At 66.4% G+C, this 22,533-nt stretch carries 21 protein-coding genes; 16 read left to right on the top strand and 5 right to left on the bottom strand.

Annotated elements, in window-relative coordinates; translation table 11 throughout:
* Positions 1-53: 53 nt before the first annotated feature.
* Entirely contained in the window at positions 54-1,004 is a 951-nt protein-coding gene (locus ACGFNJ_RS25485; protein ID WP_393452942.1) for an NADP-dependent oxidoreductase, read from the bottom strand.
* Between the two features lie 70 nt (positions 1,005-1,074).
* Here ACGFNJ_RS25485 and ACGFNJ_RS25490 point away from each other — a divergent pair, with 70 nt between their 5' ends.
* The 6 genes from ACGFNJ_RS25490 (at position 1,075) to ACGFNJ_RS25515 (ending at position 5,585) form a co-directional block, all read left to right on the top strand.
* The gene (locus tag ACGFNJ_RS25490) at positions 1,075-2,040 is read left to right on the top strand and encodes a GlxA family transcriptional regulator (RefSeq protein WP_393452945.1); all 966 of its coding nucleotides are present in this window, start codon (positions 1,075-1,077) and stop codon (positions 2,038-2,040) included.
* Positions 2,041-2,197: 157 nt separating this feature from the next.
* Entirely contained in the window at positions 2,198-2,578 is a 381-nt protein-coding gene (locus ACGFNJ_RS25495) for a PLDc N-terminal domain-containing protein (RefSeq protein ID WP_393452948.1), read from the top strand.
* Between the two features lie 126 nt (positions 2,579-2,704).
* Positions 2,705-3,094, top strand: coding sequence for a hypothetical protein (locus tag ACGFNJ_RS25500; RefSeq protein WP_393452951.1), 390 nt, complete (start codon positions 2,705-2,707; stop codon positions 3,092-3,094).
* Between the two features lie 6 nt (positions 3,095-3,100).
* Positions 3,101-4,759: an alpha/beta hydrolase gene (locus tag ACGFNJ_RS25505; protein ID WP_393452954.1), complete on the top strand. Its 1,659-nt coding sequence runs from the start codon at positions 3,101-3,103 to the stop codon at positions 4,757-4,759.
* Positions 4,756-5,223: a hypothetical protein gene (locus tag ACGFNJ_RS25510; protein ID WP_393452957.1), complete on the top strand. Its 468-nt coding sequence runs from the start codon at positions 4,756-4,758 to the stop codon at positions 5,221-5,223. The genes ACGFNJ_RS25505 and ACGFNJ_RS25510 overlap by 4 nt, the downstream gene beginning before the upstream one ends.
* An 8-nt stretch (positions 5,224-5,231) precedes the next feature.
* Positions 5,232-5,585, top strand: coding sequence for a hypothetical protein (locus ACGFNJ_RS25515; protein ID WP_393452960.1), 354 nt, complete (start codon positions 5,232-5,234; stop codon positions 5,583-5,585).
* 142 nt (positions 5,586-5,727) lie between these two features.
* Here the strand turns inward: ACGFNJ_RS25515 and ACGFNJ_RS25520 are convergent, their stop codons facing one another.
* Positions 5,728-7,215 (bottom strand): alpha/beta hydrolase-fold protein, encoded by a 1,488-nt coding sequence (locus ACGFNJ_RS25520; protein ID WP_393452963.1) that lies wholly within the window; start codon positions 7,213-7,215, stop codon positions 5,728-5,730.
* A gap of 100 nt (positions 7,216-7,315) precedes the next feature.
* Between ACGFNJ_RS25520 and ACGFNJ_RS25525 the strand changes: the two genes are divergently transcribed.
* The 4 genes from ACGFNJ_RS25525 (at position 7,316) to ruvB (ending at position 10,186) form a co-directional block, all read left to right on the top strand.
* A complete protein-coding gene (locus tag ACGFNJ_RS25525; RefSeq protein WP_084655519.1) occupies positions 7,316-7,738 on the top strand; it encodes a thioesterase family protein in 423 nt (140 codons plus the stop codon).
* A gap of 184 nt (positions 7,739-7,922) precedes the next feature.
* Complete coding sequence (ruvC, locus tag ACGFNJ_RS25530; RefSeq protein WP_393454159.1) at positions 7,923-8,492, top strand: crossover junction endodeoxyribonuclease RuvC; 570 nt, start codon at positions 7,923-7,925, stop codon at positions 8,490-8,492.
* Positions 8,489-9,091 carry a Holliday junction branch migration protein RuvA gene (ruvA, locus tag ACGFNJ_RS25535; protein ID WP_393452966.1) on the top strand — a complete coding sequence of 201 codons (603 nt, stop codon included), beginning with the start codon at positions 8,489-8,491 and terminating at the stop codon, positions 9,089-9,091. Before ruvC ends, ruvA begins: the two co-directional genes overlap by 4 nt.
* 6 nt (positions 9,092-9,097) lie before the next feature.
* The gene (gene ruvB / locus ACGFNJ_RS25540) at positions 9,098-10,186 is read left to right on the top strand and encodes a Holliday junction branch migration DNA helicase RuvB (protein WP_393452969.1); all 1,089 of its coding nucleotides are present in this window, start codon (positions 9,098-9,100) and stop codon (positions 10,184-10,186) included.
* Positions 10,187-11,126: 940 nt separating this feature from the next.
* On the opposite strand, the gene ACGFNJ_RS25545 is transcribed toward ruvB, so the two are convergent.
* Together ACGFNJ_RS25545 and ACGFNJ_RS25550 are read right to left on the bottom strand one after the other, a co-directional pair.
* Positions 11,127-11,723, bottom strand: a complete 597-nt coding sequence (locus tag ACGFNJ_RS25545; RefSeq protein WP_393452972.1) for a DivIVA domain-containing protein — start codon at positions 11,721-11,723, stop codon at positions 11,127-11,129.
* A 161-nt stretch (positions 11,724-11,884) separates the two neighbouring features.
* Positions 11,885-12,550, bottom strand: coding sequence for a TetR/AcrR family transcriptional regulator (locus ACGFNJ_RS25550; protein WP_393452975.1), 666 nt, complete (start codon positions 12,548-12,550; stop codon positions 11,885-11,887).
* Between the two features lie 35 nt (positions 12,551-12,585).
* Between ACGFNJ_RS25550 and ACGFNJ_RS25555 the strand changes: the two genes are divergently transcribed.
* A complete protein-coding gene (locus ACGFNJ_RS25555) occupies positions 12,586-14,076 on the top strand; it encodes a flavin-containing monooxygenase (RefSeq protein WP_393452978.1) in 1,491 nt (496 codons plus the stop codon).
* A 142-nt stretch (positions 14,077-14,218) separates the two neighbouring features.
* On the opposite strand, the gene ACGFNJ_RS25560 is transcribed toward ACGFNJ_RS25555, so the two are convergent.
* Positions 14,219-15,562 carry a hypothetical protein gene (locus tag ACGFNJ_RS25560; protein WP_393452981.1) on the bottom strand — a complete coding sequence of 448 codons (1,344 nt, stop codon included), beginning with the start codon at positions 15,560-15,562 and terminating at the stop codon, positions 14,219-14,221.
* A gap of 358 nt (positions 15,563-15,920) precedes the next feature.
* Between ACGFNJ_RS25560 and yajC the strand changes: the two genes are divergently transcribed.
* From yajC to ACGFNJ_RS25585, 5 genes are all read left to right on the top strand, one after another.
* The gene (gene yajC / locus ACGFNJ_RS25565; RefSeq protein ID WP_393452984.1) at positions 15,921-16,274 is read left to right on the top strand and encodes a preprotein translocase subunit YajC; all 354 of its coding nucleotides are present in this window, start codon (positions 15,921-15,923) and stop codon (positions 16,272-16,274) included.
* 194 nt (positions 16,275-16,468) lie between these two features.
* On the top strand, positions 16,469-18,217 hold the full coding sequence (gene secD / locus ACGFNJ_RS25570; RefSeq protein WP_393452987.1) for a protein translocase subunit SecD: 1,749 nt from the start codon (positions 16,469-16,471) through the stop codon (positions 18,215-18,217).
* Between the two features lie 7 nt (positions 18,218-18,224).
* Positions 18,225-19,448 carry a protein translocase subunit SecF gene (gene secF / locus ACGFNJ_RS25575; RefSeq protein WP_393452990.1) on the top strand — a complete coding sequence of 408 codons (1,224 nt, stop codon included), beginning with the start codon at positions 18,225-18,227 and terminating at the stop codon, positions 19,446-19,448.
* A 17-nt stretch (positions 19,449-19,465) separates the two neighbouring features.
* A complete protein-coding gene (locus tag ACGFNJ_RS25580; RefSeq protein ID WP_393452992.1) occupies positions 19,466-21,187 on the top strand; it encodes an ABC transporter substrate-binding protein in 1,722 nt (573 codons plus the stop codon).
* Between the two features lie 37 nt (positions 21,188-21,224).
* Complete coding sequence (locus ACGFNJ_RS25585; RefSeq protein WP_393452995.1) at positions 21,225-21,797, top strand: adenine phosphoribosyltransferase; 573 nt, start codon at positions 21,225-21,227, stop codon at positions 21,795-21,797.
* Positions 21,798-22,533 lie beyond the last annotated feature (736 nt).

A 22,533-nucleotide genomic window follows, 5' to 3' on the forward strand; every position in this document is an offset into this window, starting at 1 on the left:
AGTGCCTCGATTTCGCAGATTCAGGGAAGCGCCGCGCGGAAAATCTTTCGGTGTCAGGCCACAGTGATGACGAGTTTGCCGACAGTGCGCCCCGTCTCGCCGAGCGCGTGCGCCTTCGCCGCGTCCGCGAGCGGGAAGGTGCCTGCGACGGTCGGCCGCAACGCACCGGACTCGACGAGCTCGGCGATGGCCACCATGCCGGCGTGGTCGTCCTCGACCAGCATGCGGAGCACGCGGACGCCGAGCTGCTCGGCCGCCGCGCCGAGGTCGACCGGACCCATCGCGCGCAACGTGACGAGCAGGCCGCCCGGCCGCAACGTGCGCAGCGAGCGGACGCTGTTCTCGTCGTCGATCATGTCGAACACCACGTCCACGTCGCGGACCGTTTCGCCGACATCGGTGGTGCGGTAGTCGATCGGCTCGTCGACGCCGATGCTGCGCAGGAAGTCGTGGTTGGCGGCGCTGGCGGTGCCGATGACGTGGGCGCCGAGTGCCTTGGCGATCTGGACGGCGAGGTGCCCGACCCCGCCCGCGGCGGCGTGTATCAGCACTCGCTGGCCTGCCTGCAGCCCGGCCGTGTCGACGAGTGCCTGCCATGCGGTCAGGGCGGCCAGCGGTATCGCGGCGGCCTGAACATGGTCCAGCCCAGCGGGTTTGCGGGCGAACGCGCGGGCGGGACCGACGACGTATTCGGCGAATGCGCCGTGGCCGTCGGGGTAGGGGAGCATGCCGAAGACCTCGTCACCCGGCTGGAACAGTGTGACGCCGACGCCGGTCTCGGCCACCTCGCCGGACACGTCCCAGCCGAGCACGAACGGCGGATCGGGCAGGAAGACGCGGATGGCTCGGTGCTTCCAATCGGTCGGGTTGATGCCCGCCGCGCGTACCTTGATCAGGATCTCGCCCGGGCCGGGAACCGGTCGTGGCAAGTGCACTTCGGTGAGAACCTCGGGTCCGCCGAGGACGTTCTGACTGATCGCGCGCATCGTGTTGGCTTCGCTCATACGGCCAAGCTTGCCGCGTGACAGCTGATCGGAAAATGGCAGGATTGCCACAATTCGATATGATCGTGCCATGACGGTCGACGTGGTCCACCAGGTCGCGGTGCTGGCGTTGGACGGGGTGTACCCGTTCGAACTCGGCATCGCGAACCGGGTATTCGGCAGCGCGGGCGGTCGATACCGGATCCGCACCTGCACCCTCGACGGCGCGCCGGTGCGCAGCAACGCCGACTTCTCGATCGCCGTCGAGCACGACAGCAGCGTGCTCGACACCGCCGACACCGTGGTGCTGCCCGCCTGCGATATCTCGATGACCCTCGGCGGCGCCCTGCCGCAACCGGTGCACGACGCGCTCGCCCGGATCCGGCCGGGCACCAGGATCGTGGCGATCTGCACGGGCGCGTTCGTCGCCGCGGCCGCCGGACTGCTCGACGGTCGGGTGGCGACCACGCATTGGTATGAGGCAGAACTGTTTCGGCGCACCTTCCCGCTGGTCCGGCTCGATCCCGACGTGCTGTACGTCGAAGACGGTGACGTGCTCACCTCGGCAGGAGCGGCCGCAGGGATCGACGCCTGCCTGCATCTGGTGCGCCGCGACTACGGCAGCGTGGTCGCCAACAGCGTGGCCCGCCGCTGCGTCGTGCCGCCGTGGCGAGAAGGCGGTCAAGCCCAATACATCGAGCAGCCGATGCCACCGTCACCCTCGGCGAGCACCGCCGCCGCGCGGCAATGGGCCATGGAAAACCTGCACCTCCCGGTCAGCGTCGACGAACTCGCCGAGCGGGCCAGGATGAGCAAACGCACCTTCGCCCGGCGGTTCAGCGACGAAGTGGGAATGAGCCCGGGACGCTGGCTGATTCAGCAGCGGCTGTACCGCGCCCGCCACCTCCTCGAATCGACCGACATGACGGTCGACCGAATCGCGGGCGAGGTCGGCTTCGCCACCGGCACCTCACTGCGCCAGCATCTGCACGAAGCGATCGGGGTATCGCCGCAGGCCTACCGGCGCACTTTTCGCACCGCCTTGGCCATGGGCTGACGGTTCCGGCGCGGGTGTGTCGTGACCACGATCTCGGTCGCCCCGCTTCAGCAATTCTCCTGTTTGTAGTACCGTTTCGCGGTGTAATGCCCTGCTCAGGGCACATCGGGGGGACGCGGCGATCGTCGGCGGTCCACACATTCTTCGAGGAGAAGTCATGCCGTATGCCGCCGTGGCGCTGATCACGCTCGCACTGTGGATCTACTGTTTGATCGACGTCATCACCTGTCCCGAGGCGGGAATTCGGCACCTGCCGAAAATCGGCTGGTTGATCGTCGTCATCCTGTTGCCGACCGTTGGCGCCCTGCTGTGGTTGTTCGTCGGACGCCCGATCCACGAATCCCGGCCGCGGTCCACGACGCAGTACGCCGAGTACGACCGTCCCGGCCGCTACGTCGCCCAGGACTCCGCCGCGGACGAAGAGTTCCTCCGCGGACTGCGCGAACGCGCCGAACAGCAGCGCGCCGAAGCGCGCCGTCAAGAAGCCGCGCGCCAGGCAGATCTCGACCGTCGCCGCGAACGCGGCGAACAGGTCTGACATTGTCGCGGCGATCGAACTGGCGCGTCCTGCCGCGAATTACCCACTGAGACCAGAGGATTGGGGCCTTGTCGCCCTCCGGGCCGCGGCGCTACCTTTGGCGTTCCGAAGCGAACCTGCACGCCGATGGGGGTGCAGCGTGTTCGAGTAGATCCAGGGGGTTTTGTTGTGCCACTTGATAGTCCATTGGGTCCCATTGCGCCGGTAGGCTCGGGCCGACCGATATGGTTCAATTTCTTCGTCGCACGCAGGCTCGCGTCAGAGCTCGACGAACACGCCAAGGCCATTCTCGCGATCAAAGTTTCCACCGTGCCGCGGATGCCGGATTCTCCTCTGCAGGAACCGCTTTCGCGAGCAGGCGGGGCGGTGACCGATTCCTTCGGTTTCATCGGTGGTCACATACAGGCCATGTCGACGACGACGCTCCGGGGGGAACAGAACTTCGCCGAAATGGAGCGGACCAACGCCGTGCAACTCGACAAATACCTGGCAGGCCAAGCCGTGGTCACGAAGTAGGCGACGATGAATACCATCGGCCGTATCCGGGGCTGTGAGCCGGATACGATGTCCGCCCTCGCCGTGGACCTGACCTCAGGAAACGACACGTTCTCTACTCGTGTCGATCAGATGAGCCGCGACGTCGACCGCAGCATGGGCGGCTGGCAAGGGCAATCCGCCGACGCTGCCCAGTCCTGCGCCCTGGGACACCAGCTGTCAGCCAATCACCTCGGCTCCACCGTGCTCTCGATCGCCGGCCACTGCACCACCTTCGGCAAGAGCCTGGCCCAGACCCGCGCAACGCTGTTGGCCCTCGTCGATCAGGAGATTCCGGCAGCCGGTATGTCGACGAAGGACGACGGAACCGTCACCCCGCCAACGGTTCCGGCGTCGGGCGTCGATGCGCCGGACCCGGCTGTCCGGATGATATTGCAGCAGCGACTCGACAACCAGGCGGCGGGTTTCCAGCAGCGAGTTCAAGCGCTGATGACCATCTTCGGTGACACCGAAACGCAAGCGGCCCAGGCGATCAGCAGCGATCTGCGGTTGCTCGAGCAGTATCGCACCCGCCCCGGAGAAGACCCGGCGGCCGCGTTGGTTGCGGCAATACGCGATGGCCGCACCCAGTTGCCCACGGATCCGCAGATGCTCCGCGACTTCTGGATGAAACTGTCCCCCGCCGAGAAGGATGCCTTCTTTCAAAAGGATCACTTCATCGGCAACCGGGACGGTATCCCCCAAGCCGATCGTGACCACTACAACCGGTTGAACCTCAACGATCTTCGCGACAAAGCCCAGCGGCGACTCGACGCAATCGTCGCCGCCCACGAGAAGGCGAAACGCGACCGCGACCCCAATTGCAATGACTCGTCCTGGTTGGAGCGCATCGCCGCAGCCCAGAAGGAGGTGAACGGGTACAACAACGTGTTCGACCAAAGCCAAGCCAAAGACGGTGTGCCGCGGTTGCTCTCGCTCGTCGATGACAAAGGACACGCCGCCGTCGCCTTCCGGAACCCGGATTCCGCGGACAATGTCTGCACCTATGTTCCGGGCACTGGCGCCACGACCACCGACGCCAAGTTGCTCGGCGACGACGTCAACCGGTCCGACGTCATGCGCCGAGCCGCGGAACTGTCCGACCCGTCCAAGAAGACCTCGGTGGTGACGTGGATCGGTTATGACGCACCACAATCCATTCCGAGCGCTATTTGGGACAGCTACGCCGCGGGCGCCGCGAAACCGCTGGACGACTTCCAGAGCGGTTTGCGGGTCACCCACGAGGGTGCGCGGTCGGCGAATACCGTCCTCGGACACAGCTACGGCACGACCGTGATCGGTCATGCCGCCAGTAACAATCACACTCTCGACGCCGACAAGGTAGTCCTGGTCGCCAGCCCTGGCATCGATGTCGACCGGCCCGAGAAATTGCACCTCACCGGCGTCGCGTCCGGCGACGTCCGCAGTCGCCTCTACTCGACGGCCGCGGTGTGGGATCCCGTCGCGGGCCCAATGTTATCGGTTGCCCCGCACGGCCCCGAACCGCATCTGACGCCGGGGTGGGGAACGGTCTTCTCCAACGGCGGCGGTTGGGTCGGGGGTGCACACTCCTCGTACTGGGACGAGGGCAACCCCGCCTTGACGAATATGGGTAACATCATTTCCGGACAGGGGAAGGTCTCGTGACAGCCGGCCCGAATCGCTCCGAATCCCTGGCGCGGCAACAGATTCTGCAATATCTGACCGACACGCTGCAGCGCCTGCCCTTCGATATCGCGCTGTCCTGGCAGCACCCTTGCTACGAGCACGCCATCTTCGGCGACGCACTCACCGTCCCCGCCTTCGACACCGTCGAGCTCGGGACGCCGCTGCTGCTCAACGCTGAATATTGGGTCGTTGGCGTCCCTGCGGAGCAGGTTTCCGATTACTTCCAGCTGATTCTCCGAATTTGGGAGGCATTCGGCTGGCACGTGTCCGTCGACCAACAAGCGATGCCGCAGCGCCGTGCCCGCACCCGCACCCCCGACGACTACAACCTGACCGTTGTCGACAACGGCAAGGGTGACCTCGCCATTACCGCCTCATCCCCGCCGTTCGCCCGCGAAGCGGTCGGTGGAGATCCGCTCCCGAGCACCATCACACATCCGTGAGAGCAGCTATGTCACACAACAAGCACGATGAGTTCGGCCTGAAGGTGCAGCGCGCCAACCTCGCGCTGCAGCAGATCCGCGGCAGCGCAACGATCGACGGCATCCACGTCGTGGTTGATGCCGAAAACCGCCTACTGTCGGTATCCACCGCGGACGGCGAAACCATCGTCGAGGCCTACAACGCCGCCATCCGCGAAGCTCAGCCCCGCGTCGATGATGCGGTCCGTGAACTTCGTGAAGACCCACTTGTCGATGCCGTCTCCACCTTCACCCGCCACAACTCGGCACCGCCAGAAGCGGAACCGCTTTGGGACGAGTCAGACCGTGGCGCCAGGGGCTTCAACGTCATCGGAACAGTTTAGGGCGGCACCTGTCACCGGACCGCACACGCAGACCGCGACGCCGCGGCACACTGAAAGATCAACGGGTCGAGAGCATCTCGGGTGCGGAAGTGCGCGGTAACGAGCCGATGGCAGGACGTTCGATCCGTCAGCGGGGGTAGTGCTATGAATTGGTGGGGATGGGGAGGCCTAGGCGGGCGACGATCCATGGGAACGATGAGGTGAAGGCGGCGGCGGCGAATTGCCAGGTGTGGCCGCCCTGGGTGGTGTGGATGGTGCAGTCGATGCCTACCTCGCGGCCTTGGGTGCAGAGCTTTTCGGCGGCGCCGACCTCGCCGGCGTCCTGAACGCCGTCACGGCCGCCCATGCCTGCGTTCTCGTCGTCCATGGCGCGGCGGTGATTGCCTTGGCCGCCAGGGTAGTTGGGCCGATGTGGCGGGGTGAGGTCGTCGAAAAGGCCTGCGGTGCCGGTGTATTGGCCGTGCGCTGCCATGACGGTGAGCGGGTCGAAAGCGGCCCACTGCGCGGCATTGCCGCCGAAGAGGCGGGCGATGGTTTGGTCTTTGGTGCCGGAGGTGGGGCCGAGATCGCCTGCGATATCGACGAACGTGCGAACCAGTTCGGGATGCATGACGGCCAGATCGACGGCGCAGGTGCCGCCCATGGACCAGCCGACCACCGCCCACTGCGCGGGATCGGTGCTCGCGTGGAAGCGGGATGCCAAGTAACTCGGGACATCTCGGGTGAGGTGATCGGCGGCGTCACCGCGTGGGCCGTTCACGCATTCGGTGTCGTTGTTGAAACTGCCGCTGGAGTCGACGAAGACGAGGATCGGCGCCCTTCCGCCGTTGGCGGCGGTGAAACTGTCGATGGCAGGCATGATTTGGCCGCTGCGCAGCCAGTCCGCCGGAGTGTTGAATTCGCCGCCGATCATCATGACCACCGGCAGGGTCGGCGGCGTCGGGCCCGCGAACCATGCGGGCGGCAGGTACACGTATTCGGTGCGATGCGGAAAGCCGCTGTCCGAGTCGGGGATATCGACCGGCACCACCTTGCCGGTCGATACGTCGGTGCCGCGCAAGCCATCCAGGGCGTCGAGGTCGGTTTGGTGCGGGAGCGGGCCCGCGGTGAGTGCGCTCCACGCCGATTCGACAGTGGGGTAGTAGCCGACCCACTGGTTGAGCACGATGCCGGTGCTGAGCACGGCAAGCGGGACGGCGAGCAGCGCGACGCCGCGCCGCCACCAGCGGGCGCCGCGCCAGCCGAGGACAGCGACGGCGAGGGCGCCGACCGTCGCGCCCACGGCGGCCCACAATTCGACGGGCGCCGGGTCCGACGCCAGTCCTTGGTTGGTCACGTACCACCGCGCGACCAGCGCGCCGACGACACCGAGCAGCACGCACAGCGGCAGCTGAATCGTCCACCAGCGCCGCGTCCGCCGCGCGATCGCGACGACGAGCACGACAACGACGACGACCTCGACCGTGACCGGCAACCACCCGTGCAGCAGCGAGACGCCGTGGTGAAAGCCGTTCTGATAGTTCGGATTCAGCGTCGCCGACGGCAACTGCGGCGCCGCCGGTGGTGCCGGAACGGCGGGCGGCGGTGCGGGGATCGCGGGCGCGGCATGCGACAGTCCAGGAACGGGCACCTACGGCATTGTCGACACCGTTCCTCGAGACTCCCTGTGAATCGCCTCCAGTCATCCTGGGGGCGCGAACTTGTCGGTGGGAGCTGGCATAGTCGGGCTCGTGTCGTTCAGCATTCGCATGGAAGTCCGTGTCTCCGACCTGGATGCGCAGTTGCATGTCACCGGTGCGGCGTATCACCAGTTCGCCGATCACTCGCGCTTCGCGTGCGTGCAGGCGGCGGGTGTCTCGGTCGAGGAGTTGATCGCGGCCGGTTTCGGTCCGGTGAACCTGGAGACGACCCTCAAGTTCCACCGTGAGTTGCGCGGCGGCGACACGGTGGACGTGTCCTGCGCGTGGGTGTGGGGGACCGGCAAGACCTATCGCGTCGAGCATGTCCTGACCAGGCAGGACGACGTGGTGGTTGCCACGGTCACCCATGTCAGCGGGCTGCTCGACATCGCGGCCCGGCGGCTGGTCGCCGACCCGGCGCAGGAATGGGCGGCTCGCGCACTGAAACCGGAGCTACTCGGGCTACCCGACTGAGCGGGATCCGGTCGCGATGCAGTTGTCGAACACGAGCAGGGTGTGGTGTTCGGCCACGGCGTTGAGGAAAAGGGTCGTCGATGCTTCGGCACTGGTGCGTCAGTCGCCGTGTCGCTGGAGGGCGAAAGACGGTGCCTCGGCTAGACTCTCGAACAGTTGTTCGTGTCTGGTGAGAGGGGATTTTGTGCGGGTGATGGGTGTCGACCCCGGGCTCACCCGGTGCGGCCTCAGCATCGTCGAGGGCGGGATCGGCCGCAAGGTCACCGCGCTCGCCGTCGACGTGGTCCGCACGCCTCCCGACATGGATCTGGCGCATCGGCTGCTGCTGGTTGCCGATGCCGCCGAAAGCTGGATGGACACCCACGAACCGGGGGCCGTCGCGATCGAACGCGTCTTCGCGCAGCACAATGTGCGTACCGCGATGGGCACTGCGCAGGCGGGTGGCGTGATCGCCCTCGCGGCCGCGCGCCGGGGGATACCGGTCGCGTTTCACACGCCCAGCGAGGTGAAGGCCGCGGTCACCGGCAACGGCGCTGCGGACAAAGCGCAGGTCACGACGATGGTCACCAGGATCCTCGGCCTGCAGGTCGCGCCGAAACCCGCCGACGCGGCGGATGCGCTGGCGCTGGCCATCTGCCATTGTTGGCGGGCGCCGCTGCTGGAACGAATGGCAAAGGCCGAGGCCCTCGCGGCCGAGGCGCAACGCAAGTACGCGGAACGGCTTGCCGAACAACGGAAGGCGGTACCCAGGTGATCGCGTCGGTACGCGGTGAGGTGTTGGAGATCGCGCTCGACCACACGGTGATCGAGGCGGCAGGCATCGGCTACCGGCTCAACGTGACTCCCGCGACACTGGCCACCCTGACCCGCGGCGAGGAAACCCGGCTGTACACCGCGATGATCGTCCGCGAGGACTCGCAGACGCTGTACGGCTTCGCCGACACCGAGGCGCGCGACCTGTTCGGGCTGCTGCAAACGGTGTCCGGTGTCGGCCCGCGTCTGGCGATGGCGGTGCTCGCGGTGCTCGAGCCGGAGGCGCTGCGCAAGGCGCTCGCCGAAAGCAATGTCGCGGCGCTCACCAGGGTGCCCGGCATCGGCAAACGCGGCGCCGAACGCATGGTCGTCGAACTGCGGGACAAGGTGAATCTCGTTCCGGTGCAGGCAGGCCCGCCCGGTGCGCCGACTCCGGTCATCACGCCGGTGCGTGACCAGGTGGTCGAGGCGCTCACCGGTCTCGGCTTCCCCGTCAAACAGGCTGAGCAGGCGATAGATTCGGTGCTCGCCGAACAGCCCGCCGCCGACACCTCCGCCGCCCTGCGCGCCGCATTGAATCTGCTCGGCAAGAATCGGTAACCGCTCATGGAATACGACGAAGCCGACGCTGCCCCCGAATCCCAGGTCACCCCAAGCTATTTGAAGTCCGACGGGGAGATCGAGGCCAGTCTGCGGCCGAAGTCCCTCGACGACTTCATCGGCCAGCCGCGGGTCCGCGAGCAGCTTGCGCTGGTGCTGCGCGGCGCCAAACAGCGCGGCGGCACTCCCGACCATGTGCTGCTGTCCGGTCCGCCCGGCCTCGGCAAGACCAGCATGGCGATGATCATCGCAGGCGAACTCGGTACCGCACTGCGGATCACCTCCGGCCCCGCGCTGGAACGGGCCGGCGACCTCGCGGCCATGCTCAGCAACCTGGTCGACGGTGATGTGCTGTTCATCGACGAGATCCACCGCATCGCCCGGCCCGCCGAGGAAATGCTCTATCTCGCGATGGAGGACTTCCGCGTCGACGTCGTCGTCGGCAAAGGCCCAGGCGCCACCTCGATTCCGCTCGACATCGCGCCGTTCACGCTGGTCGGTGCGACCACCCGATCCGGCGCGTTGACCGGACCGCTGCGCGATCGTTTCGGCTTCACCGGCCACATGGACTTCTACGACCCGACCGAACTGCTGCGCATCCTGCAGCGTTCGGCGCACATCCTCGGCGTCGAGATCGATCGGGACGCCGCCGCCGAGATCGCAGGCCGTTCCCGCGGCACGCCACGCATCGCCAACCGGCTGTTGCGCCGCGTGCGCGACTACGCGGAAGTCCGCGCCGACGGCATGATCACCCGCCCCATCGCGCAGGCCGCGCTCGAGGTGTACGACGTCGACGTCCTCGGCCTCGACCGCCTCGACCGCGCCGTACTCACCGCCCTGGTCCGCAGTTTCGGCGGCGGCCCGGTCGGCGTCTCCACCCTCGCGGTCGCCGTAGGGGAGGAGGCCGCCACCGTGGAGGAAGTCTGCGAACCATTCCTGGTCCGCGCAGGCATGGTCGCCCGCACCCCCCGCGGCCGCGTCGCCACCGCCGCCGCCTGGGAACACCTCGGCCTGGTCCCACCCCCCGACCTCGTCTTCGGCTCCATCGAGGTTCGCGGGCGAGACCCGCAGCCCACCCTTGACTTGTTCGAATAGGGTTGTACGGCAACGGTGTTCGAAGCCGCGCTCGTTTCGGGCCCGGGTAGAGAGTGGAAGAGATTCCCTGGCTCTACGGTCTCCTGTGAGTGCGGCATCTCGGTGTGTGCACCGGATTAGCGTGGTTGCTTCGCCTGCCGTACCCGGCTGACCTCCGCAGTCGCTCACGCGTTCTCTTGTCCCAGCCGGGTTACTTGGCTGTGCTCCCGTTTCGAGAACTTCAAGATCAAAGACAAAGATTCAAGATCAAAGACACTCAGCCGCACACTTTCTGTCTTCCCGCACACGATTTCGCATGCCAGATCGTGTGCGGGAAGACAGAAAGTGTGCGGCTGCGGGGGTTTCACGATCAACTACGCCGAATCCTCGCTCGCACCCACCGCGCGCTCCGTAATCCGCACCCCTCTCGGCAACCGCACTCGTTCTGGGGATCCGCACTAGCTGTGGGCTGCTAGAACGGGTGCGGATCCGCAGAAGGGGTGCGGATTTCGGCGTCAGGCAGGGCTGGGCGCGGTTACCGGCCTCAGAAGTGCCAGCGCTGCCAGCATGTGGGATCGGAGGGGTTGTTTCGGGCCGAGGGGTAATGGTGCAGGTGGCTTCTCGGGCGATGCCTACACCAGTTCCCCATGATCAACCGACCAACTCCAGAACCGGCGCGAATCCGCAGTCGGGGTGCGGATTTCGGCGTGGGGGCGGTGCTAGCGGCGTTTACCTGCCTCAGAGGCACAAGCGATTCCGGTATGTGTGATCCCAGAGTTGAGCTCTGACCGAGGGCGCGCTGGTAGCGGGGTTGATTCGTGGTGAGGGGCACTGGTGGCGGGGGCTACTCGGGCGATGCCGCCGTCAGTGCCTCGTGATCAACCGACCAACTTCAGACGGTGTGTTCCTCGCTGAATGTTCGCGCCCTGGAGTGCTTTCGGCTGCTCGTGCGGCAAGAGGGCTAGTCGTCGCGGTGCAGGGTCCAGCGGTGGTGTTGGTGTTCGGCGTGTTGGAGGGCGGTGACCACTAAGTCGAGGAAGGCGTCTACCTCGTCTGGCTGGTAGCCGCGGGTTCCCAGGCGCGCCTCGGTGAAGCGCACGGAGCGCACTTCGGCGACGGTCAGGCTGCCTGGTCCGTCGTGGGCGAGGGTGGCCGCGACCAGGTCGAGGAAGGCGTCGACCTCTTCTTCGTGGTATCCGCGACGACCGACAGAGGCGGTGGTGAAGCGCATCCGCTGCACGTCGTCCGGGGTGAGCAGCGCGTGACCGTTGCCGCCTGCAGGCACCGGGCGCACGCCGCGCTGGCGGCTCTCGAGTTCGGCGCGCACCTGATCCAGGTATTCGTCGACTTGATCCGCGCGATACCCGCGGCCGCCGGGGCGCGGCGCGTCGAAGGTGACGTGGCGCAGGTCGTCGGCGGCGAGGGCGCCCTGTCCGGCCATGGTCGCGGCGACGAGATCGAGGAACGCGTCCACCTCGTCGGCGTGGTATCCGCGTTGGCCGAAAGGTGGCGTCGCAAAACTGATTCGGCTCACGTCCTCGGGGGTCACGGGCCACATTCTGTCAGGTGAGCTGCGCCGGTCCTCGGGAAAGTGACCATTTCGCACTCCCTGGTCTCTCGAGATCACGACCGGCCCCCTGGCAGACACATCGGAGCTGACACAAACACGGTGCCCTCACCTTAACTCCGCGTGCGGCGTCAGGGGGCTTGCCGATGTGCTCAATCTTTGCGGATACCGTCGACAAGCAGCCGCCGGATCGCCTCGGAGAGGCTCTGCAGGTTCTCCTCGCCGGTCCCGCGCAGGCCATGGATGATGCCGGAGAGCACCATGCCGGTCACTGCGCGCGCAGTGTTGGCGGTATCCAAATCTGCTCGCAGGTAACCACGTTCGACGCCGTGGTCGAGGTATCCGGCGGTGAGCGCGTCGGCCAGGTCGAGCAGGCCGTAGAGGCGCGCGGTGAGTTCCTCATCGATGCCGGGGGCGTGCACCAGCAGCAACTGAGCGACCCGGCGGTCGTCCATCAGGATGTGTGTGAGTGCGTGGCCGATCCGGTCGAGCTGACCGCGGTATTCGTCGAGCGTATTGGCTGCGTCCGGCGCGTTGTCGGTGCCCAGGCTTTCGATGATCTTGTCCGACAGGTCGTCGATGACGTGGTCGATGATGTCGCGCTTGTTGCTGAAGTAGCGGTAGAAGGTGCCGTGCCCGATGCCGAGGTGACCGGCGATATCGGCGATGCCGGTGCCGTGATAGCCCTTCTCGGAGAAGCAGACGAACGCCGTGTCGATGATCTCCTGCCGCAGCTCGGCCTTGCGTCTCTGGGCTCTCGTCAATGGCTTCGTCACGCCCTCGATGATACAGTCGTCACAAACGGAATGATGCGTCATTCTGTGATAGACGGTTCACAATCAGGAGGTTCGGCGTGGCGCCTCAGTACGACGCGATCGTGGTCGGAGCGGGATTCGGTGGTATGGGGGCGGGCATCGAGCTCGATCGCCTCGGCCTCAGTAATTACGTGATCCTCGAACGTGAGGATGATCTCGGCGGCACCTGGCACGTCAATCACTACCCAGGCCTCGCGGTCGACATCGCCTCGGTCACCTACTCGTACTCGTTCGAGCCGAACCCCTACTGGACGCGCTTGTTCGCGCCGGGCGCCGAGCTGAAGAAGTACGCCGCGCACATCGCCGACAAGTACGGCCTGCGCAGGCGGATGCGCTTCGGCACGGTGGTCGACGGCGCCCGCTGGGACGAGGAGCACCAGCACTGGGTGATCTCGGTGGCCGGCGGCGAAACCGTCACCGGCCGTTACCTACTCACCGCGACCGGCTTCCTGTCGCAGCCTTACACGCCGCCGTTCCCCGGCATCGACACCTTCGCAGGCAAGATCATCCACACCACCGCGTGGGAGGACGATTTCGACCTCACCGGTCGCAAGGCGGCCATCATCGGCACCGGCGCCACCGCCGTGCAGCTGGTGCCGGAAGTGGCCAAGAAGGCGCAGGCGCTCACCGTCTTCCAGCGCACCCCGATCTGGGTGGTGCCGAAGATCGACGCCGCGATCCCCGCCCCGGTGCAGAAGCTGTTCGACCGGGTGCCCGCCACCCAGAAGGCCGCGCGACTGTTCAACACCAGCCTGCTCGAGGCGCTGATGGTGGTCGGCGTGCTGAACTACACCAAGGCCAAGCCGCTGAACAAGGCCGCAGGCGTGCTCGCCAAGGCGCATCTGCGGGCCTCGGTGCGCGACAAGGAAACTCGCAAGCAGCTCACCCCGCACTACGACTTCGGCTGCAAGCGGCCGACGTTCTCCAACACCTACTTCCGCTCGTTCAACCAGCCGCATGTGCGCTTGGAGACCAACTCGATCGAACGGATCGAGGCTGACGGCATCGTCACCGCCGACGGCCATAAGACCGAGATCGACACGCTGATCCTTGCCACCGGATTCAACCTGTGGGACGTCAACTTCCCGGCCATCGAGATCATCGGCCGCGACGGCGTCAACCTCGGAAAGTTCTGGCGGGACAACCGTTTCCAGGCCTACGAGGGCATCACGGTGCCGAAGTTCCCGAACTTCCTCAGCCTCAACAGCCCGTACTCCTACAGCGGTCTGTCGTACTTCACCACCATCGAGGCGCAGATGAAGCACATGGGCAGGCTCTTCGGTGAGCTGTTCCGCCGCGGCGAGCACACGTTCGAGGTGACCGAGCACGCCAACACGGAGTTCCTCGACCGCGTCACCGACAAGCTCGGCTCCTCGGTCTTCTACGGTGGTGACTGCGCCACGGCGCGCAGCTACTACTTCAATCCGCACGGTGAGGCCGCGCTGCTCCGCCCGACCAGCACCCTCAACGCCCATCGCGAAGCCGTCAGCTTCCCGCTCGACGACTACGTCTACGGCAAGTCGGCCTGAGCCGGGTCAACGACGCCCCGTTGTGCGGGTCCCGCCGACGCCCCGTTGTGCGGGTCCCGCCGGATAGCTCCCGGCGGGGCCCGTCCTATTTCATCCGGCGGCTCCCTTCTTCCATCCATCGGCTCCGTTCAACTGGTGACGACTATTTCGCGATCTTGCGCAGCACCCAGTCGGCGAGCGTCGGCGTGACCGCCGAATGCTCGGTGTTGGTGACGTTGCAACAGAATTCGGACAGGGCCGTCTGGTCCGAGGTGACCTTGCGGAGGTCTTTGTCGAGCTCGATATCCCAGGAGAGCGGGTCGAATTTCAAGGCGATCGCGCTGACCGACGGCACGAAACAGCTCCAGCGTTTGGCCTCGTCCAGCTCGATCCCCAGGACGGTCGCGACCTGGCCGAACGAGTCGAGCATGCCGCCGGGTGCGCCGTCGAACGGCGCGACCAAGCTGGTCGTCGAGGTGCGCGTGGTCAGGCCGAGATGCATGCCGCCGATCGGTTGTTCGGTGCCGAACGCCGGTTGATAGCGCGCGGTGGCGCTGCCGACCAGACCACCGAGGAACTTCTTGTCGAAGGCAACCTCACCGGGGCGCAGTGCGGGACCTTGCCCGTCGCCGCGACCGTTGGCGACGCCGAGCAGGACCGGCCGCTGCGGGAATCCGCCGAGGTCGGCGAGCTCCTGGAGGTAGTGGGCACGCAGCGGCGATGCGGTGGCGACCGGACCTGAATAGCGCGAATCCTCCACCCACGCCCACAGCAACTGCTGCGCCGCGGGGCTGCGAATCAGACTGGCCTTGCTCGCTTTACCCGGCGTGACTGCCTCGAAGGACTCGAAGAAGTACGCCATCTGCTGCAGGATCAACGGAATCCACGCGCCGTTGTGCGGTGTATCCCAGGACAGGTAGGTCCCGGTCTCGTGATCCTCTTCGTCGCGTTCCATCGCGGCCAGCGCATAGCGGGTGACCATGCCGCCCATGCTGACGCCGCCGGTGATCAGCGGCGCCTTGCCCTGCCGTTCGGCGAGCACCTTGCTGATACACGCCCGGGCCACACCTGCGTTGACCTGAATGTAATCGTGGCGAGCATCGAAGCCGAGCAAAACGATATCGATGCCCGACGCGAGCAACTGATCGAACAGGCGCTCGCCCGCGTCGGAATAGGGCGTGTTGAACCATTGCCACAGCCCGTCGAGATCGCTGGGCCCGTAATTGAAACCGTCGGCGAAAATCATCGGATTGACGAGGCGTTCGTGCCCGTTTCCGAGATGCACCGCCGCCGTGCCTTTACCGTGTTTGCCGAGGTATGGATGCTCGGACACCAACGGCCATTCGAAGTCGGCGCGGCGCGCGGGCTCGCCGGACCTGGCGTCGGGCATGCCGAACCAGGAACCCGATTCGGCGATTCGTGCCAGGTCGTACAGTTCGGGCGCGGACAAATCTCCGGCGGCCTTCTGGAATAGCGTTTTGACGTCGATTCTGGCGTCTGCGGCCATCGTGATCCCCTTTGTGAAGGCACAGGAGGCCACGAGACACGGCTCGGCGATCGATGAGTGCGTGCGAATCAGGCTCCCCGGCTGCGCCGTCGGGACGTCCTGCGCTACTGAATACCCTGCGATTTCCACTGTAGGCCAATGGAATTCGTGGCGTGCCGGTTTCGAGTGGCGACCTTTCCCGGCAAACCGACCTGTCGCGTCGGACCGCCCCGTGCACCGCTTACCTGGCGTAGGATTCGCCCGCCATACTCGCCACAGGTTCCCACCTGGTGTGCCGGTGTGGCGCTGACGACACGAAATGGCAGACTGTGTGGGTACATATCCATCCCACCACCAAGACTAGGGACTGACTTCGACGATGGAACTTCTGTTTCCGCTGCTGCTGGTAGCCCTGCTCGTGCCGATGTTCCTCGGTGTCCGCCGTCAGAAGCGGGAAGCCGCCAAGGTCACGGAGATGCAGGACAGCCTGAAGGCCGGCGACCAGGTCATCACCACGTCGGGGCTGTACGGCACCGTCGTCGATCTCGACGACACCACGGTTGATCTCGAGATTGCCGAAGATGTCGTCACCACCTGGCTGCGCGCCGCCATCCGCGAAGTGCGCACCGAGACCGAGGTCGTTACCGACGAGGCCGATTCGACGACCGAGGGCGCGCACGATGCTCTCGAGGAATCCGCCGAGCAGACCGAGACCCGGCTGACCAAGGACTGATGTGCCGTCGCGGTCGGCGCCCCGCCGGTGCCGCCGCGTCTGTGTTCGATCCGCCGCTGCGGCGGCGGTGCTCGATGGGCCGCCACCCGCGCGCTACCTGATCGGTGTATTCTCCGCCGCTCACGTCCGCACCAGGCATCGCTGGTGTGCCCGCCTGTTCAACTCTCGACTTCCCGCCTAGGAGATGACGCACTGTGCCACCTTCCCAAGGATCGGCGCATCCGCTCCGGCTGATCGGCGTCTACGCCGCGCTGCTGGCCGTGATCTATGCGCTGGTGTTCTTCACCGGTGACAAAGCACCGACACCCAAGCTCGGCATCGATCTGCAGGGTGGCACCCGGGTCACGTTGACCGCGCGCACCCCCGACGGCAACAAGCCGAGCCAGGACAGCCTGAAGAAGGCGCAGGAGATCATCGAGACCCGCGTCAACGGGCTCGGCGTGCTCGGCTCCGAGGTGGTGATCGACGGCGACAACATCGTCATCACTGTGCCCGGCGATGACGGACAGCAGGCGCGTTCGCTGGCTTCGACCGCGAAGCTCTACATCCGGCCGGTGATCGGCCAGCCGTACGGTGCGGTCCCCGATGCCACGCAGCTGCCGCCAGGACAGCAGCCGGGCCAGGCGCCCGCGTCCGGTCTGCCGCCGACGCTGCCGCCGCCCGCGCAGGGTGGCGAGCCGCTGCCCGCACCGGCACAGGGCGGTGAGCCGCTGCCCGCACCGGCACAGGACAACCCGGCCTCCGAAGGCGCACCGCAGAACCGCGTGTTCCCCGCGCAGGCGCCGACCACGCCGCAGCCGACGCCGGCGCCGAACCAGTCGGAGCTCGCGCCGCAGGAGCAGGTGAAGCAGGAAATCGCGCAGGCCAAGGCGACCCGCCAGAGCCAGGATCCGGCCGTGCAGCAGCAGGCGCTTGCCGCGCTCGACTGCAGCAAGGCCGATCCGCTGGCGGGTAACGACGATCCGAACCTGCCGCTGGTCACCTGCTCGGTGGACGGCAAGGCCAAATACATCCTGGACAAGAGTCGGATCGACGGCCAGGAGATCAGCAACGCGGTCGCCGAGTTCGATCAGCGGCAGTCGCGCCACACCGTTCGCCTCGACTTCAAGTCGACCGGCTCGGACGAGTGGGCCAAGCTGACCACCGAGTACTACAACAAGTACCTCGCCTTCACCCTCGACTCGCGTGTTGTCAGCGCGCCGATCGTGCAGGCGGCAGGCCAGTACGGCGGCACAACGATCTCCGGTAACTTCACCGCCAACGACACCAAGCAGCTCGCGAGCACGCTGAAGTACGGCTCGCTGCCGCTGTCGTTCCAGACCTCCGAGGCCGAGACCGTGTCGGCGACGCTGGGGCTCTCCTCGCTGAAGGCGGGTCTGCTCGCGGGAGCGGTCGGCCTGGTCGTCGTGCTGCTCTACTGCCTGGCCTACTACCGGATGCTCGGGTTCGTCACCGGATTGTCCTTGGTGGCTTCGGGTCTCGCGGTGTACGGCATCATGGTGCTGCTCGGCCGCTGGATCGGGTTCACCCTCGACCTGGCAGGTATCGCCGGTTTGATCATCGGTATCGGTATGACCGCCGACTCGTTCGTGGTGTTCTTCGAACGCATCAAGGACGAGATGCGTGAGGGCCGTAGTTTCCGTTCCGCCGCACCGCGCGGCTGGCAGCGGGCGCGTCGAACCATTCTGTCCGGCAACGCGGTCAGCTTCATCGCCGCCGCGGTGCTCTACATTCTCGCGGTCGGCCAGGTGAAGGGCTTCGCGTTCACCCTTGGCCTCACCACCATCCTCGACGTCGTCGTGGTGTTCCTGATGACGTCGCCGCTGGTGTTGCTCGCCTCGCGCACGAACTACTGGGCCAAACCGTCGGTGAACGGTCTCGGTGCGATCCAACAGGTCGCGCGCGAGCGCAAGGCCGCCGAAGCCGCACTCGGGAAGGCGTGAGAACGCGATGACGAACCACACGAGCCCGTCGCTCGCCAAGAACGCGGCCGAGACCACCGATGTCTTCGCCGCCGTGCCCGCCACGCCCAAGCACGGCTTCTTCAACCGGCTCTACACCGGCACCGGTGCCATCGACGTCATCGGCAAGCGCCGGATGTGGTACCTGATCACCGCCGCGATCGTGCTGATCTCGTTGGGCAGCATCGTCTTCAAGGGCTTCAACTTCGGCATCGACTTCGAGGGCGGCTCGCGGATCCAGTTCCCGGCCGGGTCGGCGAGCACGAGCCAGGTCGAAGAGGTCTACAAGTCCGCCATCGGTACCGACCCGGTGTCGGTGCAGACCGTCGGCAGCGGCTCGAACGCCACCGTGCTGATCCGCTCGGAAGCGCTGAACAAGGAACAGGTCGACGCGCTGAACAACGCGCTGTTCGAGAAGTTCCAGCCGAAGGGCAAGGACGGCAACCCGAGTCGGGCCGCGATCAGCGCCTCCGACGTCAGCGAGACCTGGGGTAGCCAGATCACCCGCAAGGCGCTCATCGCGCTCGCGGTGTTCCTGGTGTTGGTCGCCGCCTACATCGCCATCCGATTCGAACCGCACATGGCGCTGGCCGCGTTGGCCGCGCTGGTCTTCGACGTCACGGTGACGGCGGGCGTCTACTCGCTCGTCGGCTTCGAGGTGAGCCCGGCGACGGTGATCGGTATCCTCACCATCCTCGGCTTCTCGCTCTACGACTCGGTGGTCGTGTTCGACAAGGTCGAGGAAAACACCAGGGGCATCCTGCATTTGAACCGCCGCACCTACGGCGAGCAGGCCAACCTCGCGGTGAACCAGACGCTGATGCGGTCCATCAACACCGCCCTCATCGGCATCCTGCCGATCGTCGGCCTGATGGTGATCGCGGTCTGGATGCTCGGTGTCGGCACCCTGAAGGACTTGGCGCTGGTGCAGCTGGTCGGCCTGCTGGTCGGCACCTTCTCCTCGATCTTCTTCGCGACACCGCTGCTGGTGTCGATCAAGGAGCGGTGGGGCCCGGTCGCCAAGCACACCGAGCGGGTCAAGTCCCGCAGGGCCGCAGGCGCGAGCGCGCGTGCGGGGTTCGAGGCAGAGCGGCGAGCGACCGCGGCGACCGGCCGTAGTTACGACGAAACACCGCGCAGGCCACGCGAACCCGGACAGGCACCACGGCCGGGCGCGCGCCCGAGCGGCAAACGGCAGAAGCGGCGGCACTGACACAGGCAGGGGGTTTCATGCGCAACCCACGTAGCCGGGCCGTCCGCCTGCTCGCCGTGGTGGCTGCGAGCGCCATGGCCGCCGGACTGGCGGCCGGGTGCTCGAGCAAGAACCAGGTGCCGTCCATCGGTTACGCCGTCGACGCCACCATCGCCAGCTACAACGGCGGAACTACGTTGGGCGCGAGCACCGGAACGGCTGCGGTGTTCGCGCGAACGATCACCGGGTTCTTCTACACCGGACCGGATGGTCAGCAGGTCGCCGACACCGACTTCGGCACCGCCAAGGAAGTACCTGGCGAGGCACAGACCATCCAGTACCGGCTCAACCCCGACGGGGTGTACTCCGACGGGGTGCCGACCTCGTGCAACGACCTGGTGCTCGCTTGGATGGCCCGCAGCGGGCGGTTCACCAAACCCGGTGACCGCGGGCCTGTTCCGCTGTTCGACGCCGCGAGCACCGCGGGCTACGCCGACATCGAGCGGGTGGACTGCCAGCCGGGATCACGCGACGCCACCGTGGTGTTCCGGCCGGACAAGCGCTACCTGCCGTGGCGCAACTTGTTTGCCGCGGGCCAGATGGTGCCCTCACATATCGCGGCGCAGGCGGCGAATGTGCCGAATGTGGTGTCGGCCTTGCAATCCGGTGATTCGAACGCCATCGGGCGGATCGCCGATTTCTGGAACACCGGCTGGACGCTGACTCCTGGCAAGCTCGACCTGGCCCGGTTCCCGTCGTCGGGGCCGTACCGGATCGAATCCTTCAGCGAGAAGGACGGTCTGGTGCTGGTGTCGAACGAGCGGTGGTGGGGCACCAAGCCGGCGACCGGCCGAATCATGGTGTGGCCCAAGAACGTCGATCTGAAGTCGAAGATCGGCGACAGCGCCATGGGCGTGATCGATATCGGCACCGGCTCGGTGAAAGACCTGAACCTGGACGGCTTCCGGGTCGAGAACCGGCCGGGCCGCGGCGCCGAGCAGCTGGTGCTGGCGACCGGGGGAGTGCTCGGTTCGGTGGACATGCGCAGGGCGCTCGCGCTGTGCGTGCCGCGGCAGGCGCTGTTCGACAAGCTCGGCAAGGTGCCGGACGCGCCGAAGACCGGGCTCGGCTCCGCGCCGCTGAATGCGCATATCGTGCAGCAGGATTCGCTGTTCTATGCGTCGGCGATCGGTGCGGCGGACAAGTTCGGCGGTGGCGACGTCGCCGGTGCGACCCAGGCCGTCGGTGCGTCCAAAACACCGAACCCGACCATCCGCATCGGCTATTTGCGGCCTGATGACCGGCGCGCGCAGACCGTGGCGATGATCACGGAAGCCTGCAAGCCCGCAGGCATCACCATCGTCGACGCCGGGTCGCCCGATTTCACGCCCGCCCAGCTCACCGAGGGCAAAGTCGACGCCGTCCTCGGCAGCACCGCGGCCGCGCCGGGTCCGGCGGGATCCATCCCAGGGGTCGCCGCGGTCGCCGCGTTGCGCACCGGTAGCGGGCTCAATTTCGGTCGCTACGGAAACGGCCGTTACGATGCGATCACCGATCAGCTTGCGGCCGACGACAGCTCGACCACACAGCTGAACCGGCTCACCGATGTCGAAAACCTGCTGTGGGCGGAGCTGCCGAGCATTCCCCTGTTCGCCACCCCGCGCACGATCGCGTTCGGCAACGGTTTGCAGAACGGAATCTCCGCCGCCAACCAGGCGGGATCCGGGTGGAACATGGACCGTTGGGTGTTGAAACGGTGACGGGTGCTGTGGGGGTTGTGATGATGGAGAGGTGTCGATGAGTAAGCACGCGGCGATCGAGTCGGATGAGCTAGCCGCCGAACGGACCGGCCGGGCCGCCGAAGCGGTCGAGCGATTGACCCGTTGGCGTGACGACTTCCCCACTCCCGGAGTCCGATTCGCCGATCTCACGCCCGTGTTCGCCGACGCCGAAGGCTTCCGCGCCGTCGTCGACTCCCTCGCCTCCTGCGCCCCCGACGCCGACCTGGTCGCCGGTGTCGACGCCCGCGGCTTCCTGATCGGCGCGGGCGTCGCCGCCAGCCTCGGCACCGGTGTCCTCGCGGTCCGCAAGGCAGGCAAGCTGCCTCCGCCCGTCATCACCCGCGAATACCAGCTCGAATACGGCACCGCGGCCCTCGAAATCCCCGCCGACGGCCTCTCCCTGGCAGGCAAGCGCATCCTGCTCCTGGACGACGTCCTCGCCACCGGCGGCACCCTCGCCGCAGCCGCCGCCCTGTTCACCGAGGCAGGCGCAGAAATCATCGCCGCCGCAGTAGTCCTGGAACTGACCTTCCTCGAAGGCCGCGACCGCCAAGGCGACTACCCCTTGAGCTCCATCGTCAAGATCTAACTCCCGCCGAACCGCACTGGTTTTGGTGGATCCGCACACCCTCTGGAGTTGGTCGGTTGATCATGGGGAACTGGTGCAGGCGTCGCCCGAGAAGCCACCTGCACCATTACCCCCTCGGCCCGAAACCACCTCTGGGATCCCACATGCTGGGAGCGCTGGCACTTCTGAGACCGGTAACCGCGCCCAGCCCCGCCTGACGCCGAAATCCGCACCCCTTCTGCGGATCCGCACCCGTTCTAGCAGCCCACAGCTAGTGCGGATCCCCAGAACGAGTGCGGTTGCCGAGAGGGGGTGCGGATTACGGAGCGCGGTGGGTGCGAGCGAGGATTCGGCGTAGTTGATCGTGAAACCCCCGCAGCCGCACACTTTCTGTCTTCCCGCACACGATCTGGCATGCAAAATCGTGTGCGGGAAGACAGAAAGTGTGCGGCTGAGAGTCTTTGATCTTGAATCTCTGTCTTTGATCTTGAAGTTCTCGAAACGGGAGCACAGCCAAGTAACCCGGCTGGGACGAGCGAACGCGTGACTGACTGCGGAGGTCAGCCGGGTACGGCAGGCGACGTCACCACGCTAATCCGGTGCACACACCGAGATGCCGTACTCACAGGAGACCGCAGAGCCGGGGAAATCTTTGCCTTCGCCGAGCCCAAAGCGGCACGACCGCAGTCCAACCCGGCCCGTGGGGCGCGGTCTCGGACGGGCGCAGTCTCGGACGGGCGCGGCCTCGGACGGGCGC

Origin of the sequence: Nocardia sp. NPDC049149 (assembly GCF_043197455.1) — a bacterium.
In the GTDB taxonomy this organism is placed as follows: domain Bacteria; phylum Actinomycetota; class Actinomycetes; order Mycobacteriales; family Mycobacteriaceae; genus Nocardia.

What these genes read in the sequence shown, in the direction of transcription:
- ACGFNJ_RS25485 (WP_393452942.1), bottom strand. Translation starts at nt 1,004, where the DNA reads ATGAGCGAAGCCAACACGATGCGCGCGATCAGTCAGAACGTCCTCGGC.
- ACGFNJ_RS25490 (WP_393452945.1), top strand. Translation starts at nt 1,075, where the DNA reads ATGACGGTCGACGTGGTCCACCAGGTCGCGGTGCTGGCGTTGGACGGG.
- ACGFNJ_RS25495 (WP_393452948.1), top strand. Translation starts at nt 2,198, where the DNA reads ATGCCGTATGCCGCCGTGGCGCTGATCACGCTCGCACTGTGGATCTAC.
- ACGFNJ_RS25500 (WP_393452951.1), top strand. Translation starts at nt 2,705, where the DNA reads ATGGGGGTGCAGCGTGTTCGAGTAGATCCAGGGGGTTTTGTTGTGCCA.
- ACGFNJ_RS25505 (WP_393452954.1), top strand. Translation starts at nt 3,101, where the DNA reads ATGAATACCATCGGCCGTATCCGGGGCTGTGAGCCGGATACGATGTCC.
- ACGFNJ_RS25515 (WP_393452960.1), top strand. Translation starts at nt 5,232, where the DNA reads ATGTCACACAACAAGCACGATGAGTTCGGCCTGAAGGTGCAGCGCGCC.
- ruvB (WP_393452969.1), top strand. Translation starts at nt 9,098, where the DNA reads ATGGAATACGACGAAGCCGACGCTGCCCCCGAATCCCAGGTCACCCCA.
- ACGFNJ_RS25545 (WP_393452972.1), bottom strand. Translation starts at nt 11,723, where the DNA reads ATGTGGCCCGTGACCCCCGAGGACGTGAGCCGAATCAGTTTTGCGACG.
- ACGFNJ_RS25550 (WP_393452975.1), bottom strand. Translation starts at nt 12,550, where the DNA reads ATGACGCATCATTCCGTTTGTGACGACTGTATCATCGAGGGCGTGACG.
- ACGFNJ_RS25560 (WP_393452981.1), bottom strand. Translation starts at nt 15,562, where the DNA reads ATGGCCGCAGACGCCAGAATCGACGTCAAAACGCTATTCCAGAAGGCC.
- yajC (WP_393452984.1), top strand. Translation starts at nt 15,921, where the DNA reads ATGGAACTTCTGTTTCCGCTGCTGCTGGTAGCCCTGCTCGTGCCGATG.
- secF (WP_393452990.1), top strand. Translation starts at nt 18,225, where the DNA reads ATGACGAACCACACGAGCCCGTCGCTCGCCAAGAACGCGGCCGAGACC.
- ACGFNJ_RS25580 (WP_393452992.1), top strand. Translation starts at nt 19,466, where the DNA reads ATGCGCAACCCACGTAGCCGGGCCGTCCGCCTGCTCGCCGTGGTGGCT.
- ACGFNJ_RS25585 (WP_393452995.1), top strand. Translation starts at nt 21,225, where the DNA reads ATGAGTAAGCACGCGGCGATCGAGTCGGATGAGCTAGCCGCCGAACGG.